Source organism: Leifsonia sp. 563, from assembly GCF_040545055.1.
Taxonomy (GTDB): Bacteria; Actinomycetota; Actinomycetes; order Actinomycetales; family Microbacteriaceae; genus Leifsonia.
In genome coordinates this window covers 463909-486399 of the sequence record NZ_JBEPLE010000002.1, presented here as the reverse complement: position 1 = coordinate 486399, position 22491 = coordinate 463909, and the positions used below count along the sequence as shown (strand labels likewise).

Annotated in this window: 17 protein-coding genes; 11 read left to right on the top strand and 6 right to left on the bottom strand. The window is 69.7% G+C overall.

What is annotated here, in order from left to right:
• Positions 1-247: 247 nt before the first annotated feature.
• The 3 genes from ABIC47_RS09270 to ABIC47_RS09260 all read right to left on the bottom strand — a co-directional run bounded on the left by ABIC47_RS09270 (position 248) and on the right by ABIC47_RS09260 (position 5766).
• Positions 248-1222 carry a glycosyltransferase family 2 protein gene (locus tag ABIC47_RS09270; RefSeq protein WP_354479647.1) on the bottom strand — a complete coding sequence of 325 codons (975 nt, stop codon included), beginning with the start codon at positions 1220-1222 and terminating at the stop codon, positions 248-250.
• Positions 1219-3696, bottom strand: a complete 2478-nt coding sequence (locus ABIC47_RS09265) for a glycosyltransferase (protein WP_354479644.1) — start codon at positions 3694-3696, stop codon at positions 1219-1221. Before ABIC47_RS09265 ends, ABIC47_RS09270 begins: the two co-directional genes overlap by 4 nt.
• A gap of 72 nt (positions 3697-3768) precedes the next feature.
• Positions 3769-5766: a LasA N-terminal domain-containing protein gene (locus ABIC47_RS09260; RefSeq protein WP_354479641.1), complete on the bottom strand. Its 1998-nt coding sequence runs from the start codon at positions 5764-5766 to the stop codon at positions 3769-3771.
• 232 nt (positions 5767-5998) lie between these two features.
• Here ABIC47_RS09260 and ABIC47_RS09255 point away from each other — a divergent pair, with 232 nt between their 5' ends.
• The 8 genes from ABIC47_RS09255 to ABIC47_RS09220 all read left to right on the top strand — a co-directional run bounded on the left by ABIC47_RS09255 (position 5999) and on the right by ABIC47_RS09220 (position 14758).
• Positions 5999-6235 carry a hypothetical protein gene (locus ABIC47_RS09255; protein WP_020075424.1) on the top strand — a complete coding sequence of 79 codons (237 nt, stop codon included), beginning with the start codon at positions 5999-6001 and terminating at the stop codon, positions 6233-6235.
• A gap of 3 nt (positions 6236-6238) precedes the next feature.
• Positions 6239-7063, top strand: coding sequence for a rhamnan synthesis F family protein (locus tag ABIC47_RS09250; RefSeq protein WP_354479638.1), 825 nt, complete (start codon positions 6239-6241; stop codon positions 7061-7063).
• Between the two features lie 20 nt (positions 7064-7083).
• Positions 7084-9120: a glycoside hydrolase family 99-like domain-containing protein gene (locus ABIC47_RS09245; RefSeq protein ID WP_354479635.1), complete on the top strand. Its 2037-nt coding sequence runs from the start codon at positions 7084-7086 to the stop codon at positions 9118-9120.
• Between the two features lie 8 nt (positions 9121-9128).
• A complete protein-coding gene (locus tag ABIC47_RS09240) occupies positions 9129-10250 on the top strand; it encodes a glycosyltransferase family 2 protein (protein ID WP_354479632.1) in 1122 nt (373 codons plus the stop codon).
• 94 nt (positions 10251-10344) lie between these two features.
• Positions 10345-11247 (top strand): ABC transporter permease, encoded by a 903-nt coding sequence (locus tag ABIC47_RS09235; protein ID WP_020075428.1) that lies wholly within the window; start codon positions 10345-10347, stop codon positions 11245-11247.
• Between the two features lie 10 nt (positions 11248-11257).
• Entirely contained in the window at positions 11258-12496 is a 1239-nt protein-coding gene (locus ABIC47_RS09230) for an ABC transporter ATP-binding protein (RefSeq protein WP_354479629.1), read from the top strand.
• Between the two features lie 14 nt (positions 12497-12510).
• Complete coding sequence (locus tag ABIC47_RS09225) at positions 12511-13368, top strand: glycosyltransferase family 2 protein (protein ID WP_089874806.1); 858 nt, start codon at positions 12511-12513, stop codon at positions 13366-13368.
• A 16-nt stretch (positions 13369-13384) separates the two neighbouring features.
• Positions 13385-14758, top strand: coding sequence for a glycosyltransferase family 4 protein (locus tag ABIC47_RS09220; RefSeq protein ID WP_354479626.1), 1374 nt, complete (start codon positions 13385-13387; stop codon positions 14756-14758).
• Between the two features lie 30 nt (positions 14759-14788).
• On the opposite strand, the gene rfbA is transcribed toward ABIC47_RS09220, so the two are convergent.
• The 3 genes from rfbA to ABIC47_RS09205 are packed head-to-tail and all read right to left on the bottom strand — an operon-like array spanning position 14789 to position 19340.
• Positions 14789-15658 carry a glucose-1-phosphate thymidylyltransferase RfbA gene (gene rfbA / locus ABIC47_RS09215; protein WP_020075432.1) on the bottom strand — a complete coding sequence of 290 codons (870 nt, stop codon included), beginning with the start codon at positions 15656-15658 and terminating at the stop codon, positions 14789-14791.
• Positions 15659-15661: 3 nt separating this feature from the next.
• Complete coding sequence (locus ABIC47_RS09210) at positions 15662-16285, bottom strand: dTDP-4-dehydrorhamnose 3,5-epimerase family protein (protein WP_089874802.1); 624 nt, start codon at positions 16283-16285, stop codon at positions 15662-15664.
• Entirely contained in the window at positions 16257-19340 is a 3084-nt protein-coding gene (locus tag ABIC47_RS09205; RefSeq protein WP_354479623.1) for a rhamnosyltransferase WsaF family glycosyltransferase, read from the bottom strand. The genes ABIC47_RS09210 and ABIC47_RS09205 overlap by 29 nt, the downstream gene beginning before the upstream one ends.
• A gap of 106 nt (positions 19341-19446) precedes the next feature.
• On the opposite strand from ABIC47_RS09205, the gene rfbB reads away from it, so the two are divergent.
• The 3 genes from rfbB to ABIC47_RS09190 are packed head-to-tail and all read left to right on the top strand — an operon-like array spanning position 19447 to position 22429.
• Positions 19447-20436, top strand: a complete 990-nt coding sequence (gene rfbB / locus ABIC47_RS09200; protein WP_018190037.1) for a dTDP-glucose 4,6-dehydratase — start codon at positions 19447-19449, stop codon at positions 20434-20436.
• A complete protein-coding gene (rfbD, locus tag ABIC47_RS09195; RefSeq protein WP_354479619.1) occupies positions 20436-21284 on the top strand; it encodes a dTDP-4-dehydrorhamnose reductase in 849 nt (282 codons plus the stop codon). Before rfbB ends, rfbD begins: the two co-directional genes overlap by 1 nt.
• Positions 21281-22429 carry a glycosyltransferase family 4 protein gene (locus ABIC47_RS09190; RefSeq protein ID WP_354479616.1) on the top strand — a complete coding sequence of 383 codons (1149 nt, stop codon included), beginning with the start codon at positions 21281-21283 and terminating at the stop codon, positions 22427-22429. The genes rfbD and ABIC47_RS09190 overlap by 4 nt, the downstream gene beginning before the upstream one ends.
• Positions 22430-22491 lie beyond the last annotated feature (62 nt).

The following is a 22491-nucleotide window of genomic DNA, read 5'->3' as shown; positions in this document are numbered from 1 at the left end:
CGACAGAGCCCGCGCGTGAGAGTTCTGCCAAGCGACGAAGCCCGCGCTCGCCACGATCAGGATCAGGATCGGAGCGATCACTCCCCTGAGCACACTCAACGCTCGCGACACGACACTCCGTGAGCCAGGCACAGGCTCCGCCCTTCCCCTCCAGCTGGGCGCGGTGCGTTTCGACCTCCCGCGCCGGCGGCGATCGACCGCCCGGACATCGTATCAGCGCAGGTCTCGCCGACTCCGCGCGACGGGCTCAGGCGGGCTGCAGCAGGTCGCGGACGATGTCCGCGTTGCCACGGCTCGCGAACCGCGCATAATCGCCGCGTGCGGCCCGTCGCAGCACGGTCGGAGCACGCAGGACGCGCGCAGCGGGCATGGCCGCACGTGCGGCCTCGAACTCCCGCTTCCGTCTGGCGAGCTCCAAAGCATCCTGCGGGATGCGCTCCCCCAGCGCTTCGAGCCGGGTCACGAGGACCTGGGCGCGCCGCGCGAGGCCGCGGTTGCGGTCGCCGCGAGCCTGCAGGACGCGCGCTGCCTTGCCGCGCAGTGTCGGGTCGGCGACACCGATCTGGTTCGAACCGTGGCGCCGGTAGTCGGTCAGCGGCTCCTCGATCAGGTCGGCGCCCGAGAGTGCCGCCGCGATGATCGCCAGCCACTCGTCGTGCACCCACTCCTCGGGGAACGGGAGCGCCGCCTCCAGCAGCTCCCTCCGGAAGACCACCGTCGCGCCCGTGGCCAGGTTGCGGCGCAGGTAGATCCGGAACGCATCCCCGGCATGGATGCCGTCGTGGTCGGCCCGCGACACCTCGAGCGACTCGAAAAGCGTCGTCCCCGCCGGCCGGCCCACGCCGTCGATCAGCCGCGCGTCGGTGTGGAGGAACAGGAGCGACGGGTCGTCGGCGAAGCGCGCGGCCATCCGCTCGAGCTTGTCGGGCATCCACACGTCGTCCTGGTCACTCAGCGCGATCAGGTCTCCGTGGGTGGCCGTGACCGCCTGCTCGAAGTTGCGGACCACGCCCAGGGCGACCTCATTGCGGAGGATTCGGGCGTCCGGGAACCCGGCCAGCGCCGTCTCCGCGACGGCGACCGTCGTGTCGGCCGAACCGTCGTCCGAGACGACGATCTCGGCCGCAGGTCGCGTCTGCGCCCGGATCGACCGAAGCTGGGTGTCGAGGAAGGCCGCGCCGTTGTACGTGCACAGCGCGACCGAGACCGACGGCCCGGTCACAGCGACCGCTTGACCCGGCTGGTGATCTTCTTCGCGACGACCTTCGGTCCGCCGTTGCTCAGGTAGTGGAAGAAGAGCCCGACGTCGTGGCGGATGCCGTGCTTCTTGCGACGCGCAGGGCGCCCGGCAACCGGTCGCGCCGACCGCACTGCACCGCTCTCGACGAGGTCCGGCGCGTGCCGCGCATCGGCGACGAACGCGGTGAGCGGACGCAGCACGTTCTCCCAGAAGTACCGCTCGCGCACGCGACGGATGTTGCGCTTCGCGGCCTTCACGAACGCCTCGTCGTAGAGGATCTTCTCCAGCGCATCGCGCAGGGCGGCGACATCACCGGACGGGACGACGATGCCGAGCTTCTCCTCGCGCACGAGGTCGGCGAAGTGGTCGCCCTCGGTGACCACCATGGGCAGCTCGGCCCAGAGATAGTCGAGGATGCGCGTCCGGAACGAGAAGGTCGTCTCGATATGGGCGAAGTGCGTGCTGACGCCCGCATCCGCCTCGGTGAGGTAGTTCTGCCGGTCGGCGTAGTCGACCCACGAGTCGTTGAAGAACACCGCGCTGTCGAGCACGCCGAGCTCGCGGGCGAGCGCCCGCGACTCCGCCACGATGCCCATCTCCGGGACACCGGGATGCGGGTGCTTGGTGCCCTGGAAGAACAGCCGGACGTCGGGGTGCGTCTCGTTCAGTGCGGCGACGGCCCGGATGAGGGATGTCGGGTCGAACCAGTTGTAGAGTCCGCCGCTCCAGAGCAGCACCTTGTCGTCCACTCCGATTCCCGGGCGAACGCCCTTGAGCACCTCTCGCTCGTGACGCGGCGGGGTGCTGGAGAGTCCGAACGGGACGACGTCGATCAGCCGCTCGAGGTCGGGGTCGGTCTCGTACACGGACGGGTTGATGCGGCCCAGGGCCGCCAGCTGGCCGAGGTAGAAGTGACGCTGGCGCTCTGACGCGCACAGGAAGAAGTCGCCGCGCTCCAGCTGCTCGTTGAGGACGTCCGTCGCGTCGCCGACCTGCTTCTTCCACTGCACTGCGCCGAGCTCGCGGCCCTGCTCCAGCTGCTCCAGGTGCATAGGGTCGTAGATGTCGGCGACGATGATCTTGTCGGTGGTGCGGATGCTGTCGAAAAGGGCCATCGCCAGACCCTGGAAGACGATGACGTCGGTCTCGCGCTCGAACGGCCTCATCGCGCGGTCGTCTCCCGGCCGGACGTGCGCGACACGGAACGGCGCGGAGACCGGCTCGACGCCGGCGAGCGAGACGAGGGTGACCTCGTTGTCGGCGGAGAGCGCCTCGGCCATGTGCCAGGCGCGGATGGCGGGACCGGCCATCTTCTCGCCGATGGGGTCGCCGGTGATGATGAGCACGCGGGTCACCTGCGGCGGCTCGGTGACGGCGAACGCGGTCGCGAGCTTGTCGTAGCCCTCGAGGTAGTGGTCGTTCTGGAACGACGGCGCATCCGTCTCGCCGAACAGCGACCACAGCCGCGCGTCCGAGACGACCCGAGATGCCTGGATCTCGCGCCGCGACTCGGCCAGCGAAGGAAGGTTCTCGACGAACTGGTCGATCGCGAAGACACCGGCCAGGGTCTCGCGCGACACCTCCTGCGTCGGCGCGTCGTCGCCGCCCTTGCGGAGGTCGAAGGAGGCGGAGTCGAGGTCGCCCTTGGCGACGGCACGACGGACCGCCAGTGCGAGCGTTGCGGGGAGCGCGTCGGCGAGCGCCTCATCCCCGAGGTTCTTGTACTGCGTGTACAGCGCGTTACGCTCCAGCAGGTAGGTCTCTTTGAACGCCCCGAACTTGCTCATCGAGGCGTGGTGCTTGTGGTACGCCAGCGAACGCGGTTCGTACACATAGCGCCAGCCGCGCAGGTTGAGCCGCCAGCCCAGGTCGACGTCCTCGAAGAACATGAAATAGCGCTCGTCGAATCCGCCCAGCGCGTCGTAGACGTCGCGGCGGACGAACATCGCCGACCCGGTGCCGAACAGCACATCGGCGGGCTCGTCGGCGCTGGACGGCACGGGCTGGGCGGTGAGCGGCTTGTAGCCCTGACCGAACCAGGTCAGCGCCGAACCGATGTAGTCGACCAGCTCGCCGTCCCAGTCGAGCACCTTGCTGGCGACCGCACCGATCGCGCTGCTCTCGCCGAAGCGCTCGACGGCCGCCGCGATCCATCGCGCATCCGGGCGGGCGTCGTTGTTGAGGAACGCGACGATGTCGCCGGTGGACGACCGCACACCGAGGTTGCACCCGCCGGCGAAGCCGAGGTTCTTCTTCGAGACGACCAGCGTGATCCCCTCGATCGCGCGCAGCCGCTCGGCGCTGTCGTCCCCTGAACCGTTCTCGACGACGACGATCTCGAGGCGCTCGGCAGGCCAGTCCTGCTCACGCAGATGACGGATCGCCTGGAGGGTGTCGTCGGTCCCGCGGAAGTTCACGAGGACGACGGAGACGACGCCGGGACGGAGGTTCGGCATAGAGGCCTTCCTGTTCGCTTGCGGAAACCGATCTTAGCAATCGGCCCCTCGGCGACGGCTGCGCCGCGACCGTCAGCGGACGGTCACGGAGCGGCAGCCCATCTGGGTGAACCCGGTGCTCGTCTGCACGCAGACCGAGTACGTGCCCGGAGACCGCGGGATCGTCACGTCGAACCCGTGGTAGGGCCCGGCGCCCGGATACAGGTTGTTGAACCAGCTCAGCGGCAGGTTGGCCTTCGCGGCCGCCCCGGCGCCGCTCACGTCGATCCAGACGTAGGACGGAACGCTGCGCTGCGTGAGGTCGACGGCCCAGCCGTGCACCCGGAGACCGCCCGGCACCGCTTCGACGCCGTCGAGCGAACCGGAGTCGGACTGCGTCACCGTGACCGTCTTGCAGCCGAGGAGCTGTGTGCCGCCGACCCCGTAGACGCAGACCTGGTGCGTGCCCTTGGTCGCGGGCAGGAAGAGATCGAATCCGTTGCCCGTACCGATTCCGGGGAGGAGGTTGGGCAGCCAGCTCAGGCTCTTGTTCGTCTTGTACGGACCGCCGGCGCCGTCGACGTTGACCCACAGGTACGACTGGCTCGGCGACGTGTAGTCAGCGGACCACCCGCCGATCTGCACCCCTCCGGGCACCGCTGTTGCCGAGTCGAACGACCCGGTGCCGCGAGGCACCGTGAGGGTGACACTGCGGATGAGCACGTTCTGCGTCCCGTAGACGCCGTAGACGTCGAACTTGTGGGCGCCTGGCGACGCGGGCACTGTCACGTCGAAGCCGTGCGCAGTGCCGGAACCCGGGTAGTAGGTGTTCAGCCAGTTGGTCGGGTTGCCCGCCTTGTACGGACCGCCCTGCCCGTCGACGTTCACCCAGATGTAGGCCGGCGCCGTGGTGGCGAAGTCGACGGCCCAACCGGTCAGGCGCGCTCCGCCCCAGGTCGCCGTCGCCGTGTCCAGGCTTCCGGAGCCGTACGGCACGGTGACGTACTTGCAGCCGAGGAGCGAGTTCGCGGACCCGCGGACGTTGTAGACGCAGATTTGGTGATCGCCCGGTGCCGCCTGGATCAGCTCCGAGAAGCCGTGGTTGGGGCCGTAGCCGGGGAACATGGCGTTGAACCAGCTCAGCGGCTTGTCGGCCTTCGACGGGCCGCCCTGCCCGTCGACGTTCACCCAGATGTACGAGGATGCCGTGGTCGACGGGTCGTAGGACCAACCGCTGATCTGGATGCCCTTGTAGGTGCCGACCGCGCTGTCGAACGAGCCGTAGTGCGGCGCGGTGGTCGAGCCGAACCAGTCGGTGTACATGCGGAAGAAGTTGCGGTTTCCGTAGGCCGAGCATCCGTCGCCCGTGCCGTAGAGGTTCGCGAGGGCTGCCGCATTGGGCGTGTACGGCGTGTAGTAGTAGAGCGCCGCGGTCGCGGCGTTCTGGATCTGGACCGCCTTGGTGCCGCAGGCCGCGTTCGGGCTGTACTGGATGTTCGCGACACCGCCGACCGGGATCCAGGTGAAGAAGTTGCTGGTGCCCGCCGGGTTTCCGTAGCGCTTGAACTGCCACGCGGCCTTATAGACCTGGTTGTAGAAGCCGAAGTACTCCGAGTCGCACGGCGCGGTGTCGGGGCAGGCGTAGCCCATCGCGATCTGGTAGCGGGATGCGGTCGGAGCGGTCGAGGAGACGAGCCCCTGCTCCTTCTCGAGGGTGACCAGGATCGCCTTGGCGCTGATGCTGCACGCCTGCTGGACCTTGAAGATGATCTGGGCGGCCGACTCGTTCGATGCTCCGCTGTACGCCCGGCACATCGGGTCAGCGCCACGGCTGTACGTGCTCTGCGTGTAGCTCTTCAGACAGGTGTACCCCGACTGGCAGCTCGGCACGCGGGAGTTGAGGAACGACTGGATCTCGGCGGTCGTCATCGCGGCCGGATCGTAGAAGTTCTCATCGCTGATGATGTAGCCCGGCTGGAAGTCGCTTCCGCTCGCAGCCTCGGCCGACGGAGCCGGCAGCAGCTGGGTCACCGGAACGAGCACGGCGACGGCGAGCAGCAGCGTCCCGAGGATGGAGAGGACTCGCTTCATGGTTGGGGGTTCCCTGGTCGGCGGGAGCGCTCCCCAGCGCACTGTCGCGGCGCCGGGCGGCCCGGATGCACCGGGTCGGCGGGCGCATCCGCCCCCAGAGTACGTCAGCTCTCGGCGCTTTCCCAGCATTTGAGCGGGTTGTCGCGCTCCGTTGACTGCCCCTCTTTGAGGGCCACGGAGGCTGCCCTCGTAAGATGGCAGCGGCATACGCACGGCAGAGAGAACGGTTCCGATGGCTTCCACCACTTCCCGTCCATCCACGGAGGACGAGCTGGCCGCCGCCCGGCGCGAGATCCGCGCGCTGCGCGCCGAGCTCGCGTCCAACGCGCCAACGATCGACGACCTCCGGCGTCAGGTGACGGCAGCCGAGGAGCAGGCGGAGCGCTATAGGAAGCAGGTCACCGCGATGCGCTCGTCGATGTCGTGGCGCATCACCAAGCCGCTCCGCATGCTCGCGCGCCGAGGCTGACGGGTGGCCGGAAACCGCGCCTCCGAGCGCGTCCTCGATCTCGTCCGCCGCGATGTCACCGTCGAGCGCGGACCCGCCCGGCCGCCCGCCGGTGACCGCATCGCGATCGTCGCCAGCTGGGGCACCGACGCCCGGGTGAGCCGTTCGCTCAGCGAACTCGTCCGCGCACTCGACCAGGCCGGGTACCCGTCCATCGTGGTGCGCGCCTCCGACGACCACGCCCCCCTGCGCTGGCCGACCGCTCTGCCCGAGTCGACGATCGTGGTGCGGAAGCCGAACATCGGCTACGACTTCGGCTCCTGGGCCGTCGGCCTCGACCGGTTCCGCTCCGTCGCGAAGCGCCGCAATGTGATCCTCGTGAACGATTCCATGCTCGGCCCGTTCGCACCGCTGGACGGCATGATCGACTCCTTCGAGGGCACCGGCGCCGACGTCTGGGGCGCCACGAACACGCGGCAGATCGTGCCGCACCTGCAGAGCTACCTGCTCGGTTTCCACGGTGGCGTGCTCGCCGACCCGGCGATCCGGCAGTTCTGGCGCAACATCAAGCACCTCGACGACAAGACCAGCATCATCGGCGACTACGAGCTGGGCTTCAGCCGCTTGCTGCGAGCGGAAGGTCTGACCTCCCGTGCGTGGTTCGACTCGGAGCGCGTCGTCTCCCCCACCGACAACCCGGTCATCACCGGGTGGCGGCGACTGGTCGAACTCGGATTCCCGTTCGTCAAGCGGGAACTGGTGCGCGACCCCTCCGTCACGCCGGACGCCCGTCTGGCCCCCGAGATCATCCGCGAACGGTTCGGCGCCGACGTCGGCGAGTGGCTGTGAGCGGCCAGGAAGGAACGCCCGTGGCATCCAGAGGACGGCAGATCCGCCGCAACATCAGCGCAGCGTTCCAGATCGCCGCGAGCGGCATCGCGCCGCGCGAGACGGTCATCCCGCCGCAGCCGCACCCGGCGGACCACGCGGCCTGGGTGGACCGCCGCACCGGGAAGCTGCGGCCGACGCTTCCCGACGCCTGGGCCTCCCGGTACGAGTACCCGGCGGCGCCCGCCCGCATCGGCGTGCTGATGCACGTCTTCTACACGGATCTGGTTCCCGAGCTGTGCGAGCAGCTGCGGAACATCCCTGTGCCGTTCGACCTCATCGTCACCAACGCGAGCGGCGAGGAGCTGGACCTCCCCCTGGAGGACGTTCCGCTGGCCGGGCACGTCGCCGTGCTGCCCGTCGCGAATCACGGCCGCGACATCCTGCCGATGATCGAGGTCGTCAACGCGGGACTCCTCGACCCGTACGAGCTCGTCCTCAAGGTGCACACGAAGAAGAGCACCTGGCGGGAGGAGCACGCCGAGCTGTCCGGCACGGGCGACGACTGGCGCTCCTCTCTCTACGGCACCGTGCTCGGCTCGGCCGACAACGTGCAGACCGTGCTCGGCGCTTTCGCGGAGGACCCGAGCATCGGGATCGTCACCGCGGACGAGGACATCGTCGGCACCGAGTTCTGGGGCGGCGACCTGGAGCGGACGCGGGCACTCATGCGCCGCCTCCAGCTCTCGGTCAGCGAGCACGACCTCCGCTTCGCCTCCGGCTCGGTGTACTGGATCCGCGGCTTCCTGCTCCAGGGGCTGCGCGCGTTCGCCATGGATGCGGAGGACTTCGAGCCCGAGGCCGGTCAGGTCGACGGGACGACCGCACACGCGGTCGAGCGAGCGCTCGGGCTGGTGACGCTCGAGGCGGGCTACCGGATCGCCGGCCGCGGAACCGTCGATGCCCCCGCCGACGACAGCTGGCAACACTTCGAGCTGGACGCCGACCGCACTCCGCGCGCCCGCGTCATCCCCTTCTACCTGCCGCAGTTCCACACGTTCCCCGAGAACGACCAGTGGTGGGGACCGGGCTTCACCGAGTGGTCGAACGTCACGGCGGCTCGGCCCGTCTTCGAAGGGCACAACCAGCCGCTGCTCCCGTCGGAGCTGGGCTTCTACGACCTCTCGGTGGAGGGTGTGCGAGACCGGCAGTACGACCTCGCCCGGTCCGCCGGCATCGAGGGTTTCATGTACTACTACTACTGGTTCTCCGGGAAGAAGCTCATGGACCTCCCGGTGGAGCGGCTGCACGCGGCCGACGGGGACCAGCCGTTCTGCCTGATGTGGGCCAACGAGAACTGGTCGCGCCGGTGGGACGGCAGCGAGTCCAGCATCCTCATCGCCCAGGACTACGACCAGGTGCCGGCGGAGCAGTTCATCGAGGACGTCATGCATCTGCTCCTCGATCCGCGGTACATCCGCGTCGACGGCAAGCCGCTGGTGGCCGTGTACAAGATCGCCCAGCTGCCCGACTTCCCGAAGACGCTGCAGCGCTGGCGGGAGCGCGCCGTCGAGGAGGGCCTGCCCGGCCTCCACATCGCGACCGTCGACGTCGGGCGCGAGATGGACGGCATCGACGGAGCCCTCTCGGACTACGGGATCGACGCCTTCCTGGAGTTCGCTCCGCACAACCGCCGCTGGACCACCGTCGACCTGGAGAAGCTCGACCGTTTCGACCCGCGCTTCGAGGGTCACGTGCTCAGCTATCCCGAGATGGCGGTCACCTCGGAGCTCGTCCTCCGCGAGCCCGTCGAGGAGGAGCGGTACCCGGGCGTGATGGTCAATTTCGACAACACGGCGCGCCGCCAGTGGCGACCCGACCTCTGGTATGGTTCCAATCCGTACACGTTCCGGCGCTGGTTGAATTCGGCCATCTCCGCCGTCGCCGACCGTGAACCCGAACATCGCATCGTCTTCGTGAACGCATGGAACGAGTGGGCGGAGTCTGCTGTGCTCGAACCGTCGCAGCGCTTCGGCCGGACGTTCCTGCTCGCCGTGAAGGATGCGCTCCTCAGGTAAGGAAACCCGTGAAACTCGCTATGACGGTGATGGTCCGCGATGAGGCGGACATCATCCGGCCGATGATCGAGCACCATCTCGATCAAGGGGTCGACGTCCTGATCGTGACGGACAACGGCTCCGTCGACGGCACCGCGGAGATCCTCGGCGAGTTCGCCGAGCGCGGCCTGATCGACCTGCGCCACGATCCCGTGCAGCGCAAGCAGCAGAGCTCCGTCGTGACGGGCATGGCGCGCGACGCCGCCACCCGGTACGGCGCGGACTGGGTCGTCAATGCCGACGCCGACGAGTTCTGGGTCACCCGCGACCCGGCGCTCACGCTCAAGCAGGCGTTCGAGCACATCGATCCGGCGCTCCGTGCGTTCACCGTCCCGGTCGTGGACATGACCGGACCGGCCGCGCTGGCCGGCACCGGGCTCCAGCGGCTGATCTATCGTGACGAGCGGACGGTCGAGCAGCTGAACGCCGTCGGCCTCCACGCCCACTCCACGCCGGACGCCGTGCACGTCGGCGATCCCGACATCGAGGTCGCGCAGGGCAACCACTTCGTCAACCTCGAGAGCGCGGGCGAGCCCGACCCCGCCTACGCGGTGGAGGTGCTCCACTTCCCGTGGCGGTCGTGGCGGCAGTTCGCCCACAAGGTCGAGAACGCCGGCCGCGCGTACGAGAGCAACCCGGAGCTCACGCCGAGCCCGAACCATCACGGGATGCGCGACTACCGCCGTCTTCGCGCGGGCACTCTGCTGGCGTCGTACCTGGTGCGCAATCCGACCGCCGACGAGCTCGAGCGCGGGCTCGCCGACGGCTCTTTCCGGCTGGAACGACGCATCGCGGACCGCTGGCCATCGCCCGTCGCCGACGAGCTCGTGGACGAGCAGGCGTACGCGCAGGAGTACGCCTACGGCCGGGAGCTCGGTGCGATGGAGCTGCGCATCCGCGAGCTGGAGCGCCAGGGCGTGCGCGAGCGCGACATGATCTTCGACCTGAGCGATCAGGTCGGAGCCCTCAACGCGCACATCGCCGAGCTCTCCACGGCGGTGACGGAGGCCCGGCAGCGGGCCGACGAACGGCTCTCGGCCAAGGTCGCACGGGTCGTCCGGCAGCGCTCCAGCCGCCGCGACCACGCCTGATTCAACCGTCCCGGGCACTCAGGCGGCGCACGGCCGGGTCCGGGAGCGGCCGACTATACTTGCGAGGTCCCCCGCCCCCGACGAAAAGAAGTGCATGTCAGCCCAGGCGCGATTCGAGGCTCTCTCCCGCCAGAAACTGGCGCCGGTCGGAGCCGCCTCGCCCACCGGCCGACGGTCGATCGCCGCGTTGAAGGAGATCTTCTCGCACCGCGAGATGCTCTCGCTGCTCGTCCGCCGCGACCTGAAGTCCCGCTACAAAGACAGCGCCCTCGGCTTCGTCTGGACCTTGATCCGTCCGCTGACGCAGCTGTTCATCTACTACATCGTCATCGGCAAGTTCCTGTCGGCCGAGCGCGGCATCCCCGAGTTCGCGGTCTACGTCTTCACCGGCCTGACGGCCTACGGCCTCCTCAGCGAGATCATCGGAGGCGGCACCGCGTCGATCGTGGGCAACGCCGGACTGATCAAGAAGGTGTACCTCCCCCGCGAGGTGTTCCCGCTGGCGAGCGTCGGCTCCGCGCTGTTCAACTTCGCCATCCAGCTCGGGATCCTGCTGATCTTCACAGCGATCCTCGGCTCCTTCCCGTGGTCGCCCGACTTCTTCTACTTCTTCCCGGCGCTGCTGGTGCTGCTGGTCTACGGCACGGCCTTCGCCCTGCTGCTCTCCGCCCTCAACGTCTACCTGCGCGACATCCAGTACCTCGTCGAGGTGCTGCTGCTCCTCCTGCTCTGGGCCTCCCCCATCGTCTACTCCTGGAGCATGGTGAAGGGCATCCTCGGCCCGGGTCTCGCGCTCGAGATCTACACCGACAACCCGATCACGCTGGCGGTCCTCGGCTTCCAGAAGGCGTTCTGGATGGGCGGCCAGGCGACCGCGGAGTACCCCGCCGGCCTCGCTCTGCGCCTCGGCATCGCCTTCGTCATCGGTCTGGTGCTGCTGGTGTCCTTCCAGCGGGTCTTCCAGCGCCTCCAGGGCAACTTCGCGCAGGCTCTCTAGGAAGCACGGTATGACGGACAAACTCACCACCCGCCCGGAGCCCCGCACCGCGGAGAGCTCGCCGGAGATCGTCGTCATCGACGACGTCTCCAAGCGCTTCGTGCTGCGCAAGGACAACTCGCTCAAGGAGCGCCTCGTCGCCTTCGGCCGCGGCCGGAAGCACCGCGAGGAGTTCTGGGCGCTCCGCAACGTCTCGGCGACCATCACCGCCGGTCACACCGTCGCCCTGATCGGTCATAACGGCTCCGGCAAGTCGACGCTGCTCAAGGTCATCGGCGGCATCGTCGACCCGACGAGCGGGACCGTCAGCCGGCGCGGCCGCATCGCCGCACTCCTGGAGCTGGGAGCCGGGTTCCACCCCGACCTGACCGGCCGCGAGAACGTCTACCTCAACGCCTCGATCATGGGGCTGAGCCGCGCGGAGACCGAGGCCCGGTTCGACGACATCGTGGCGTTCTCGGGCATCGGCGACTTCATCGACACGCAGGTGAAGTTCTACTCCTCCGGTATGTACGTCCGGCTGGCCTTCGCCGTCGCCGTGCACACCGACCCCGACCTTCTGCTCGTCGACGAGGTCCTCGCTGTCGGCGACGAGGCGTTCCAGCGCAAGTGCCTCGACAAGATCCGCTCGTTCCAGGAGGAGGGGCGCACCATCATCCTGGTGACGCACACCCTCAGCCAGGTGATCGAGCTGTGCGACCGCGCCATCCTCCTCAACCAGGGCGAGATCGTGTTCGACGGGGAGCCGCGCGACGCGGTGTCCCAGTTCCGCGACATCCTCGAGGAGCGCCGCGTGACGGAGGTCGACGCCAACGGCCGCCTGACGGCTCCGGAGCGTGAGGCCCGCATCAACGTCGTCTCCGCGAAGCCGGACGGCAAGACCGTCGGCTCCCCGCTGGAGCGCGACGACGACCTCCTCATCACGATGCAGATCGACCACTACCAGCCCGTCGAGGGCTGGACTTGCGGCGTCCAGATCGACAACGCCATGGGCCAGGTCGTTCTGGGCACCTCGACGCCGCGCGCCGGGACGGAGCTGCCCGCGTCGAGTGGTCCGCAGACGCTGCAGCTACGGTTGCAGCAGCCGCAGTTCGGCCCGGGCAAGTACTTCGTCAACGTGTCCCTGATGGACCCGACGGGCCGCCACTTCGCCGACCTCCCCCAGGCGACGAGCTTCGATGTCGCTCAGGACCCGTCGACAGTGGGGATGCTGTACGCCAAGCCGACCTTCTCGATCGTCGACGACTGAGGCCCTGCGCTGAGATGCCCGGAGCCGACTCCCCCTCCGTCCTGATCGTCACCGTCACCCACAACACCGGCGAGGTGCTGCGCGCATTCCTGCGCTCGGCACGGACGGCGACCGCCGAGCCCGCCGAGATCGTCGTCGTCGACAACGCCTCGGCCGACGCGACCGTCGAGCGGGAGGCGTGCGCCGAGTTCGGCGCGGAGTTCCTGGCCCTCGACGAGAACCTGGGCTACGGCGGCGGGATCGAGGAGGGCGTCCGGCACGGATCGCCCGACGCGGAGTTCCTGGTCATCGCCAATCCGGACGTCGAGTTCTCCCCCGGATCGGTGGACGAGCTGGTGCGTGTGCTGCGCGAACGGCCGGCCGCGGGCTCCGCCGGGCCGCGCATCCTCAACGTCGACGGCACCGTGTACCCGTCCGCCCGGAGCCTCCCCTCGCTCCGCACGGGGGTCGGTCACGCGATCTTCGGCCGCATCTGGCCCGGCAACCCGTGGACGAGACGCTACCGCGGGGTCGACTACGAGAGCGACGCGGTTCGCCCGGTCGGCTGGCTCTCCGGCGCCTGCTTGGTCGTGCGCCGCGACGCCTACGAGCAGATCGGCGGTTTCGACACCTCGTACTTCATGTACTTCGAGGACGTCGACCTGGGCGCCCGCCTCAGCAAGGCCGCCTGGGCCAACCTCTACGCGCCGACCGCGAGCGTCGTGCACACCGGGGCCCACTCGACGAGCACCGCCTCCCGACGTATGGAGGCCGTCCACCACGAGAGCGCGTACCGCTACCTGTCGCGAAAATACACCGGCTGGTACCTGCTGCCTGTTCGCGTGGTCCTGTGGGTCGGCCTGCGCGTCCGGCAGTGGTGGGTCACCCGATGAGAGGAACGACCGACTGATGGAGAATCGCGCGAAACGCATCCTCATCGTGACACCGGACACGATCGGCGAGCGGATGGCGGGTCCGGCCATCCGGGCGTGGCACGTCGCCCAGGCGCTCAGCGCCGTCGGAGAGGTACGGCTCGCCTCAACGGTCGGCGCTACGGTCACCTCGCCCGAGTTCACCATCGTCCACGCCGGACAGGACGCCCTGAAGCCCCACGCGGAATGGGCGGACGTCGTGATCATCCAGGGCCACATCCTCCGCACGCACACCTGGCTGAAGGCCATGGACGTGCTGATCGTCGCGGACATCTACGACCCCGTGCACCTCGAGTGGCTGGAGCAGGGCCGCGACCTCCCCGAGGCCGACTACTACGCTTCCTCCGTCGACTCCGTCGAGGTCATGAACGACCAGATCGAGCGCGCCGACTTCATGGTCTGCGCCTCCGAGAAGCAGCGCGACTTCTGGCTCGGCCAGCTCGCGGCGATGACCCGGGTGAACCCGGCCACGTACGCGGCCGACCCGACCCTCCGGAATCTGCTCGATGTCGCGCCGTTCGGCATCCAGGACGCCCCGCCCGTGCAGAAGGCCCACGGCATCCGCGGCGTCGTCGACGGCATCGGAGCGGACGACAAGGTCATCCTGTGGGGTGGTGGCGTCTACAACTGGTTCGACCCGCTCACGCTGATCTCGGCGGTCGGCCGGCTGGCGAAGGACCACCCCGAGGTTCGGCTGTTCTTCCTCGGTGTGAAGCACCCGAACCCGGACGTGCCGCAGATGGAGATGGAGCGCGCAGCGCGCCGCCTCTCCGACGAGCTCGGCCTGACCGACTCCGTGGTCTTCTTCAACGAGACCTGGGTGCCCTACGACCAGCGCGCCGACTTCCTGCTCGATGCCGACCTCGGCGTGAGCACCCACCTCGAGCACATCGAGACGGCCTACAGCTTCCGCACCCGGGTGCTCGATTACTGGTGGGCGGGCCTGCCTGTCGTCGCCACCGACGGGGACACCTTCGCGCCGCTCATCCGCGACAACGGGCTGGGACGCGTCGTGCCGCCGCAGGACGTGGAGGCGCTGGAGGCCGCGCTCGGCGAGGTGCTGTTCGACGACGCGGAGCGAGAGCGGATCCGCGAGAACGTCCGGGCGTTCGCCGGCCGGATGCACTGGTCGACCACCCTGGAACCGCTGGTGCGCTATGTCCGTGCCCCCTACCCGGCGGCGGACCGCGTCCGCGGGGTCATCTCGCAGCGCAACCAGATCACCGCCGACCTGCGGAAGCGCATCGCGGGCATGGAGGCGAGCTCCTCGTGGCGGGTCACCGCTCCCCTGCGCCTGGCCGGCGAGTGGGTCGCGCGCCTCCGTGGGCGGGCGCCCGAACGGCCCGAATAGGCCGGTAGGGCCGTTACCGCCTGAGCAGGCTCAGGACTCCGCGGCGAGCAGCGCCATGATGTACGTGCCGTAGCCGCTCTTCACGAGCGGCTTGGCCAGCTCGGCGAGCTGCTCGTCGTCGATCCACCCGGCACGCCAGGCGATCTCCTCGATGCAGCCGACCTTGAAGCCCTGGCGGTCCTCGATCACGCGCACGTACTCGGACGCCTGCATCATCGACTCGAATGTGCCGGTGTCGAGCCACGCCGTGCCACGGTCGAGCACCTGCACCTGCAGCTTCGAGGCGTTGAGGTAACGTTCGTTGACAGTCGAGATCTCCAGCTCACCGCGCGCACTCGGCGTGATCGTCTTGGCGATCTCGACCACCGAGTTGTCGTAGAAGTAGAGGCCGGGAACCGCGTAGTTGCTCTTCGGCGAGGTCGGCTTCTCCTCGATGGAGAGCGCGGTGAAGCTGTCGTCGAACTCGACGACTCCGTATGCCCTCGGGTTGCTCACGTGGTACGCGAAGATCAGCGCGCCGTCGATGTCGTTGTGGTTGCGCAGCGACGAGCCGAGGCCGGCGCCGTGGAAGATGTTGTCGCCGAGCACAAGAGCGACGGACTCGTCGCCGATGAACTCCTCGCCGATGATGAAGGCCTGCGCAAGGCCGTCCGGCGACGGCTGGACCGCGTACTCGAGCCGGATGCCGAGCGACGACCCGTCGCCGAGCAGCGCCTGGAACTGCTCGTTGTACTCGGGCGTCGTGATGATGAGGATCTCGCGGATGCCCGCCATCATCAGCGTCGACAGCGGGTAGTAGATCATCGGCTTGTCGTAGATCGGCATCAGCTGCTTCGAGATGCCCTTGGTGATCGGCCAGAGCCGCGTGCCGGATCCGCCGGCGAGGATGATTCCGCGCATGGGTTACTTGCCTCCCTGGTTCGCTGCCTGGTCGAGTGACGCGTAGAAGGCGCGTGCGGCCTCCCACGTCGGGAGGAGCCCCGCCTCGGCGGCCTCGTGCAGGCCGGGGGCGTCGGTGTCCTTCGGAGAGAGCAGGGGCTCGCCCGCCTCGTCCGGGAAGCGCAGGGCGATGTCCGCGTCGAGGGGGTTGATGCCGTGCTCGCGGGTCGGGTTGTAGGTGTCGGTGACGAGGTAGCTGACGGTCGCGCCCTCCGTGAGTGCGACGAAGCAGTGCCCGAGACCCTCGGCCACGTAGATCGCGCGGCGGTCGACGTCGTCGAGCAGGACGCTGTCCCACTTCCCGAATGTCGGAGACCCGACGCGGATGTCGATGACGAAGTCGAGGACCGCGCCTTTGGGGGCGGTGACGTACTTCGCCTGGCTCGGCGGGATGTCCGCGAAGTGGATGCCGCGCACCGAACCGCGCTTGGAGACCGAGCTGTTGGCCTGGCGCAGGTTCAGGGGGTGCCCGACCGCCTCCTCCAGCCGATCGAAGCGGTACCACTCGAAGAAGACGCCGCGGTCGTCCGCATGCTGCTGCGGCGTCACTTCGTAGGCGTCAGGGATGGAGAGCTCGCGGATTTGCACCCGAGGAGTCTAGCAAGGGCCTCCTGAGCACCCGCGCCGTCTCGCGGGCGGCCTCGATCAGGACGTCCGCGCGGGCACCGAACGAGTGCTGCTGCCGGATACTCTCGACGATGCCGACCATCGCCTCCCGGTCGGGCCAGCCGGCGTCCGAGCCGATCAGCCCGCGCAGCTCGTCCACCGAGGTGTAGGCGCGGGCAGCACCCCCGAAGATCTCGAGGCCGTCGATCGGATCGGTCACGACGCGCGCCCCACTCGCGACCGCGTCGAACAAGCGGTTGGAGAGGAATCCCTCCGCCGCCATGTCGTGCCAGTGGTCGTTGAGCACGATCCGTGCGCTGGCGTAGGCGGCGGAGGCCCGGTCGTTGTCCAGGAACTCCGCCCGGATGTGCGACGGATCGATGAACCGCTCCCAGCCGTCGCCGTACACCGCCAGGTCGGCGCCCGCCTCGACGGCGTCGCGGACGACCGGGCGGAACACGTTGCGCGTCTTCCCGACGAAGAGCACGTCGGAGGCCAGCGCGGGGTCCGACCGCTCCGGGCTGAAGCGGGCAGGCGAAGTGGCCTGCAGCAGAGGGCGCACGGGGACCGCCGACAGCGCATCCATCCGCTCCGCCCAGCGCGGCCCGGCGGCGAAGACCAGGTCGTAGCTCTCGATCTCGTCGAGCGTCACGAGCTCGGGGTGGCTGATGACCCAGAGGATGTTGACGGCCGCCGGATTGGTCGGCAGCCGGTACAGCCCGCGCAGCGCGATCGACACGTCGTCGAGGTGGTCGGAGTCCGGCCGCACCATCGACTCCCGGGTGTCGATGACGACCTGCTGCCCGCGCTCGCGCAGGGCCGCGGCGAGGTCCTCCGCGAAGTAGGTGTCGCCCCAGACGCGCCCTTCCGGACCGAGCGGCGCGCCGCTGCGGATCGACCAGCGGAGCGCACGGGATGCGTCGGCCGTCCCCTGCTCGGGCTCGCGCACCAGGATCGGCCGGGCGCGGCGCGCCACATCGTCGAAGTCGTTGCGCACGATGCGGCGGCGCAGGTCGGGCACCGGATCGCCCGCCAGTCCGACGAGGGCGAGGCCGGCATGCCCGTAGACCGCCGACGGCGTCGGCTCGACCAGGCTCTCGCTCGGCACCCCGCTCCAGGCCGTACGGCTGGAGGGCGATGCGGCCAGCCTGCGGCTGTCGGCGTCGGCGATCTCGGCGCGGGCGCGCAGGGCGACGACGGCGCCGCTCCCGACGCTGGCCCGGGCGAGCGCGACGTCGGCCGGGGCTCCGGGCGCGAACCCGTCGAACACGGCGAGGTCGACGAGCACCGCCGGAGAGACGACCACCCGCGCGGGCAGGGACTCGCCCGCGGGCAGGTCGGCGGGGAGGTGCCCCTCGAACAGCCGGAGCGGCGGGGCGCCGCGTGAGGCGAAGACCGCTCCGGCGTCGACGACGGTCCCCGACTCCCGTACGATCACGGGCTGGACGAACGCGGCGCCGGTCGAGACCGCAACGCGCAGCAGTTCCGCGGCCGCGTCGTCGTCCAGCCGGACGGCGGGGTCGAGAAGGAGCGCGTGGCGCGTGGAGACCGTGGAGAGCAGGCGGTTGGCCTCCGACGCCCACGAGTCGCCGGATCCCCGGCTCGGGTCGACGGTCACGGTGGTCGACCCGGCGGTGCGATCGTCGGCACCGGCGGCGGGCCGGTACGGGACGGACTCGCTCACGGGCACCGGTGCCTCGACCTCGACGGGCCGGGCGCGCCGGCCGGATCGGGCGCCGAGCGCCGCGGCGACAGCGTCGACGACCTCGCCGAAGGGACGGCCGAGGGCCGCGGGCGCTGCCCACTCCCCCGGTTCCTCGGCGAGCGCCTGCCGGGCGGCGGTCACGAGCGCCTCCCCGAGCACGTCCGGTCGCGCCTCGACCGCACGGAGGCGCTCGTGGAGGCCGCCGCGCGCGCCGTCCACGTCGTTGGTGACGGACACGGCCCCGGAAATCGCCAGGTCGAACGGCGGGTGGCTCGGGTGCGGGCTGGCCTGCAGGCTCAGCCCGACGTCCACCTCCGAGAGCAGGGCGAAGTAGTCGTCGCGCGTCAGCACGCCGCGGTTGGCCAGCGTGGCGCCGTCGAGGTCGACATCGGGGCCGTCCTCACCGGCCATGACGAACGACGCCGGGATGCCCTCGGCGGCCAGGCGACGGGAGGCGTACCGCAGGGCCGCGAGTCCGAGCCCGTACATGTTGCGCGGGCGCGCGGTGCGGCCGTAGAAGAAGATGCGCACGGTGTCCGCCCGGCGACGCGCCTCGGCCGTCTCCCTCAGCGCGTCGAGGTCGAAGGAGGGCGCGAACACGAAGCCCGGATCCACCTCGGTCGCTCCGCTGCGGGCCAGGTAGGCGGCGACCGGCGTCGAATTCACCACGGGAGTGAACCCGGCCCGGTAGGTCGACTCGGCCACCGCGGAGTCCGTAGACCAGCCCACGAACCCCGGCTCGTAGTCCTGGATGAGGTACACGACGTCGGACGCGGCGATCCGGCCCGTGCGCGCGGCGACATCCAGGGCGTGCGCTGTCCACCAGTGCGTCGCGACCCAGAGGTCGGCCCGCGTGAACGTCGCGGAGTCGATCTCGTCGCCGGACACGATGGCGGCGTCGCCGATCCCGAACGCGTCGAGGCGCGCGCGGATCGCGTCCGCCTGGTCCGTCGGCTTGAGCAGCACGATCCGGACCGGCAGGCCGAGACGCCGGGCGAGGCCCGCGGCGAACTCGAGCGCTGTCTTCACCCCGGCGAAGATGCCGTCGGGATGCAGCTCGGGCAGCACCAGGTCGAGCGCGGCGTCGGCGTCGGCGATGGTGCAGTGCAGGAACGACTCCGAGAACGGCGTCAGCCCGCGATACGGCGACGACGGGCGGGCGGGCGCGGCCGGCGTCTCCTCGACGACGACGGCGGGCTCCGGCGCGTCCTGAGCCCCCCGCTGCGCGTCGTACGCGGCGGCCGCGGCCCGCAGCGCCTGCCGCTTCGCGGGGTCGCGCAGGAAGTCGCGCGAGAGCGCGAGCATGTCCATCAGGTCGACGCGGCGGGTCATCGGTCTCCAAGTCGTCGTGGGGTGCGCTGCAGAGTCTCAGGTGGCCCGGGAACACTTTCGCTAGGATTGCTCGCGACCATCGTAGGAGAAGGCACCCAACATCCCCATGAAGATTCTCGTCACCGGCGGCGCCGGTTTCATCGGCTCCAACTTCGTCCGTCGCACCCTGCAGGATGCCTACCCGGGCCTGGAGGGCGCCGAGGTGGTCGTGCTCGACGCGCTCACGTACTCCGGCAACCTCGCCAACCTGGCGCCGGTGGCCGACTCGCCCCGCTACACCTTCGTGAAGGGCGACATCCGCGACGGAGGCCTGCTCGACGAGCTGTTCCCCACGGTGGATGCGGTGGTCCACTTCGCGGCGGAGTCGCACGTCGACCGCTCGGTGCGCGACGCCTCCATCTTCGTCGAGACCAACGTGCTCGGCACCCAGCAGCTGCTCGACGCGGCGCTGCGCAACAACCTGAAGCGCTTCGTGCACGTCTCGACCGACGAGGTCTACGGCTCGATCGCCGAGGGCTCGTGGGCGGAGGACCGCCCGCTCGAGCCCAACTCGCCGTACTCGGCGTCGAAGGCCGGAAGCGACCTGCTCGCGCGCAGCTACTTCCGCACGCACGGGCTCAACCTCTCGATCACGCGCTGCTCGAACAACTACGGGCCGTACCACTTCCCCGAGAAGGTCATCCCGCTCTTCGTCACGAACCTGATCGACGACAAGCACGTCCCGCTCTACGGCGAGGGCAACAACATCCGCGACTGGCTGCACGTCGACGACCACACCCGCGGCATCGCGATGGTGCTCGTGAACGGCCGCGCGGGCGAGATCTACAACATCGGCGGCGGCACCGAGCTCACCAACAAGGAGCTCACCCAGCTGCTGCTCGACGCCACCGGCAAGGACTGGTCGTACGTCGACCGCGTCGCCGACCGGCTCGGCCATGACCTCCGCTACTCGGTCGACATCTCCAAGATCCAGTCCGAGCTCGGCTACGAGCCGCTGGTGCCGTTCCAGCAGGGTCTCGCCGACGTGGTGCAGTGGTACCGCGACAACCGCGCGTGGTGGGAGCCGCTGAAGGCCCGCGCCGCGCTCGACAACTGATGCGCATCCTCATCGCCGGCGCGGCCGGGATGCTCGGCCAGGACCTGCAGAAGGCTCTGGCCGGTCGGGACGTCACGGCACTGTCCCGTGCCGACCTCGACGTCACCGACCGCGACGCCGTGCTGGCGGCCGCCGTCGGCCACGACGTGATCGTCAACGCCTCCGCCTACACCAAGGTGGACGACGCCGAGACGCACGAGGACGACGCCTACGCCATCAACGCGCTGGGCACCGAGAACCTGGCGATCGCCGCCGCACGCAACGGCGCACGGTTCGTCACGGTCTCGACCGACTACGTCTTCGACGGCCACGCGACGGAGCCGTACGCCGAGGACACCCCGCGCGACCCGATCAACGCCTACGGCCGCACGAAGGCCGCGGGCGAGGAGCTCGCACTCGCGGCGCATCCCGACGGCACGTTCGTCGTGCGCACCGCCTGGCTCTACGGGGCCGGCGGCCCGAACTTCGCCAAGACGATGGTGAAGCTCGCGGGCAGCCACGAGACCGTCAGCGTGGTGGACGACCAGCTCGGCCAGCCGACGTGGACCGGCGACCTCGCCGCGCAGATCGTCGCGCTCCTCGACAGCGACGCCCCGGCGGGGGTGTACCACGGCACGAACTCGGGTCAGACGAGCTGGTACGGGTTCGCCCGTGCGGTCTTCGCCCAGGCCGGACTCGACCCGGAGCGCGTGAAGCCCACCGACAGCTCGACCTTCGTCCGGCCGGCTCCGCGTCCCTCATACTCGGTGCTCGGCCACGACGGCTGGGCCCGCGCCGGCCTCGCCCCCCTGCGTCCATGGGAGGACGCCCTCGCCGCGGCGACGACAGAAGGCCTCTTCGCGGAATGACCACTCTCCGTGTGATCGTCGACGAGCTCGTCGGAGACGAGCCTGGCGGCGCGCGCCGGTACACGGAGGAGCTGACCCGTCAGCTGATCGCCACGGCGCCGCGCGACTGCGTCGTCGAGGCCGTCATCTCGAACGTGGGCGACGAGCAGGTGCAGGCGGTCCGCGACCGCCTGCCGGGCGTCGCCGCGGTCACGCGCCTGCCTCTCGCCCGGCGGGAGCTGGCCCTGGCCTGGCAGTCGGGCCTCTCGGTGGGCGGCCCGCCCGGGATGCTGCACGCTCCGACCCTCCTCGCGCCGCTGCGGAAGCACGTGCAGCTGGACACTCCGCAGCAGATCGCGGTCACCATCCACAACACCCTGGCGTGGACGCATCCCGAATCGCTTGGCTCCGCCGCGACGATCTGGACGAAGACGATGGCGAAACGAGCCAGGAAGCACGCGGACGCGATCGTCGTTCCGACCCACGCCGTCGCCGACCGGCTCGGCGACTTCCTCGACTTCGGCGATCGCATCCGCGTCATCGGCGGGGCTCCTGCGACCGCTCTGCGCCTGCCGCCGGACGCCGACGAGCGCGCGGAGCGCCTCGGCCTCCCCGAGCGCTACGCGTTCACACTGGGGACGGTCGAGCCGCGAAAAGGGATCGCTCCCCTGATCCGCGCCATCGCCCGACCCGAGGCACAGGGCATCCCCCTGCTGATCGCCGGCCGTGACCGCGTCGGCGAGCGCTCCGCGACCGGGGTCGCCGCAGCGGCCGGGCTTCCGGAGGACCGCGTGCGGCCGCTCGGCCGCCTCGACGACGGAGACCTTGCCGTCGCCCTCGACCGCGCCACCCTGTTCGTGTACCCGAGCGTCGCCGAAGGGTTCGGCCTCCCGATCGTCGAGGCGTTCAAGTTCGGCCTGCCCGTCATCCACTCGAACGACGCCGCCCTCGTCGAGGTCGCCGCGGGTGCGAGTGTCGTCGTCGAGCGTCCGGAACCGGGTGAGGACGACGAGCCCTATGCCGAGCGTCTCGCAGCCGCGATCGGCCGTGTGCTGTCAGACGCCGAGTTGAGCGCCCGACTGCGCGTGCTAGCCTCGGATCGCGCTCGCGCGTTCAGCTGGCGGGATTCGGCAGAACGCGTCTGGCAGCTGCACGCCGACCTCTGAGCGACGACCTCGCTCCGACCACTCCGTCGCACCTCCCCTTCTCCTCATGCCAACTCCTTCCC

Excerpts from the sequence above, each read along its gene's own strand:
- ABIC47_RS09265 (WP_354479644.1), bottom strand. The coding sequence starts at position 3,696 with ATGCCGAACCTCCGTCCCGGCGTCGTCTCCGTCGTCCTCGTGAACTTC.
- ABIC47_RS09260 (WP_354479641.1), bottom strand. The coding sequence starts at position 5,766 with ATGAAGCGAGTCCTCTCCATCCTCGGGACGCTGCTGCTCGCCGTCGCC.
- ABIC47_RS09255 (WP_020075424.1), top strand. The coding sequence starts at position 5,999 with ATGGCTTCCACCACTTCCCGTCCATCCACGGAGGACGAGCTGGCCGCC.
- ABIC47_RS09235 (WP_020075428.1), top strand. The coding sequence starts at position 10,345 with ATGTCAGCCCAGGCGCGATTCGAGGCTCTCTCCCGCCAGAAACTGGCG.
- ABIC47_RS09230 (WP_354479629.1), top strand. The coding sequence starts at position 11,258 with ATGACGGACAAACTCACCACCCGCCCGGAGCCCCGCACCGCGGAGAGC.
- ABIC47_RS09225 (WP_089874806.1), top strand. The coding sequence starts at position 12,511 with ATGCCCGGAGCCGACTCCCCCTCCGTCCTGATCGTCACCGTCACCCAC.
- ABIC47_RS09220 (WP_354479626.1), top strand. The coding sequence starts at position 13,385 with ATGGAGAATCGCGCGAAACGCATCCTCATCGTGACACCGGACACGATC.
- rfbA (WP_020075432.1), bottom strand. The coding sequence starts at position 15,658 with ATGCGCGGAATCATCCTCGCCGGCGGATCCGGCACGCGGCTCTGGCCG.
- ABIC47_RS09205 (WP_354479623.1), bottom strand. The coding sequence starts at position 19,340 with ATGACCCGCCGCGTCGACCTGATGGACATGCTCGCGCTCTCGCGCGAC.
- rfbB (WP_018190037.1), top strand. The coding sequence starts at position 19,447 with ATGAAGATTCTCGTCACCGGCGGCGCCGGTTTCATCGGCTCCAACTTC.
- rfbD (WP_354479619.1), top strand. The coding sequence starts at position 20,436 with ATGCGCATCCTCATCGCCGGCGCGGCCGGGATGCTCGGCCAGGACCTG.
- ABIC47_RS09190 (WP_354479616.1), top strand. The coding sequence starts at position 21,281 with ATGACCACTCTCCGTGTGATCGTCGACGAGCTCGTCGGAGACGAGCCT.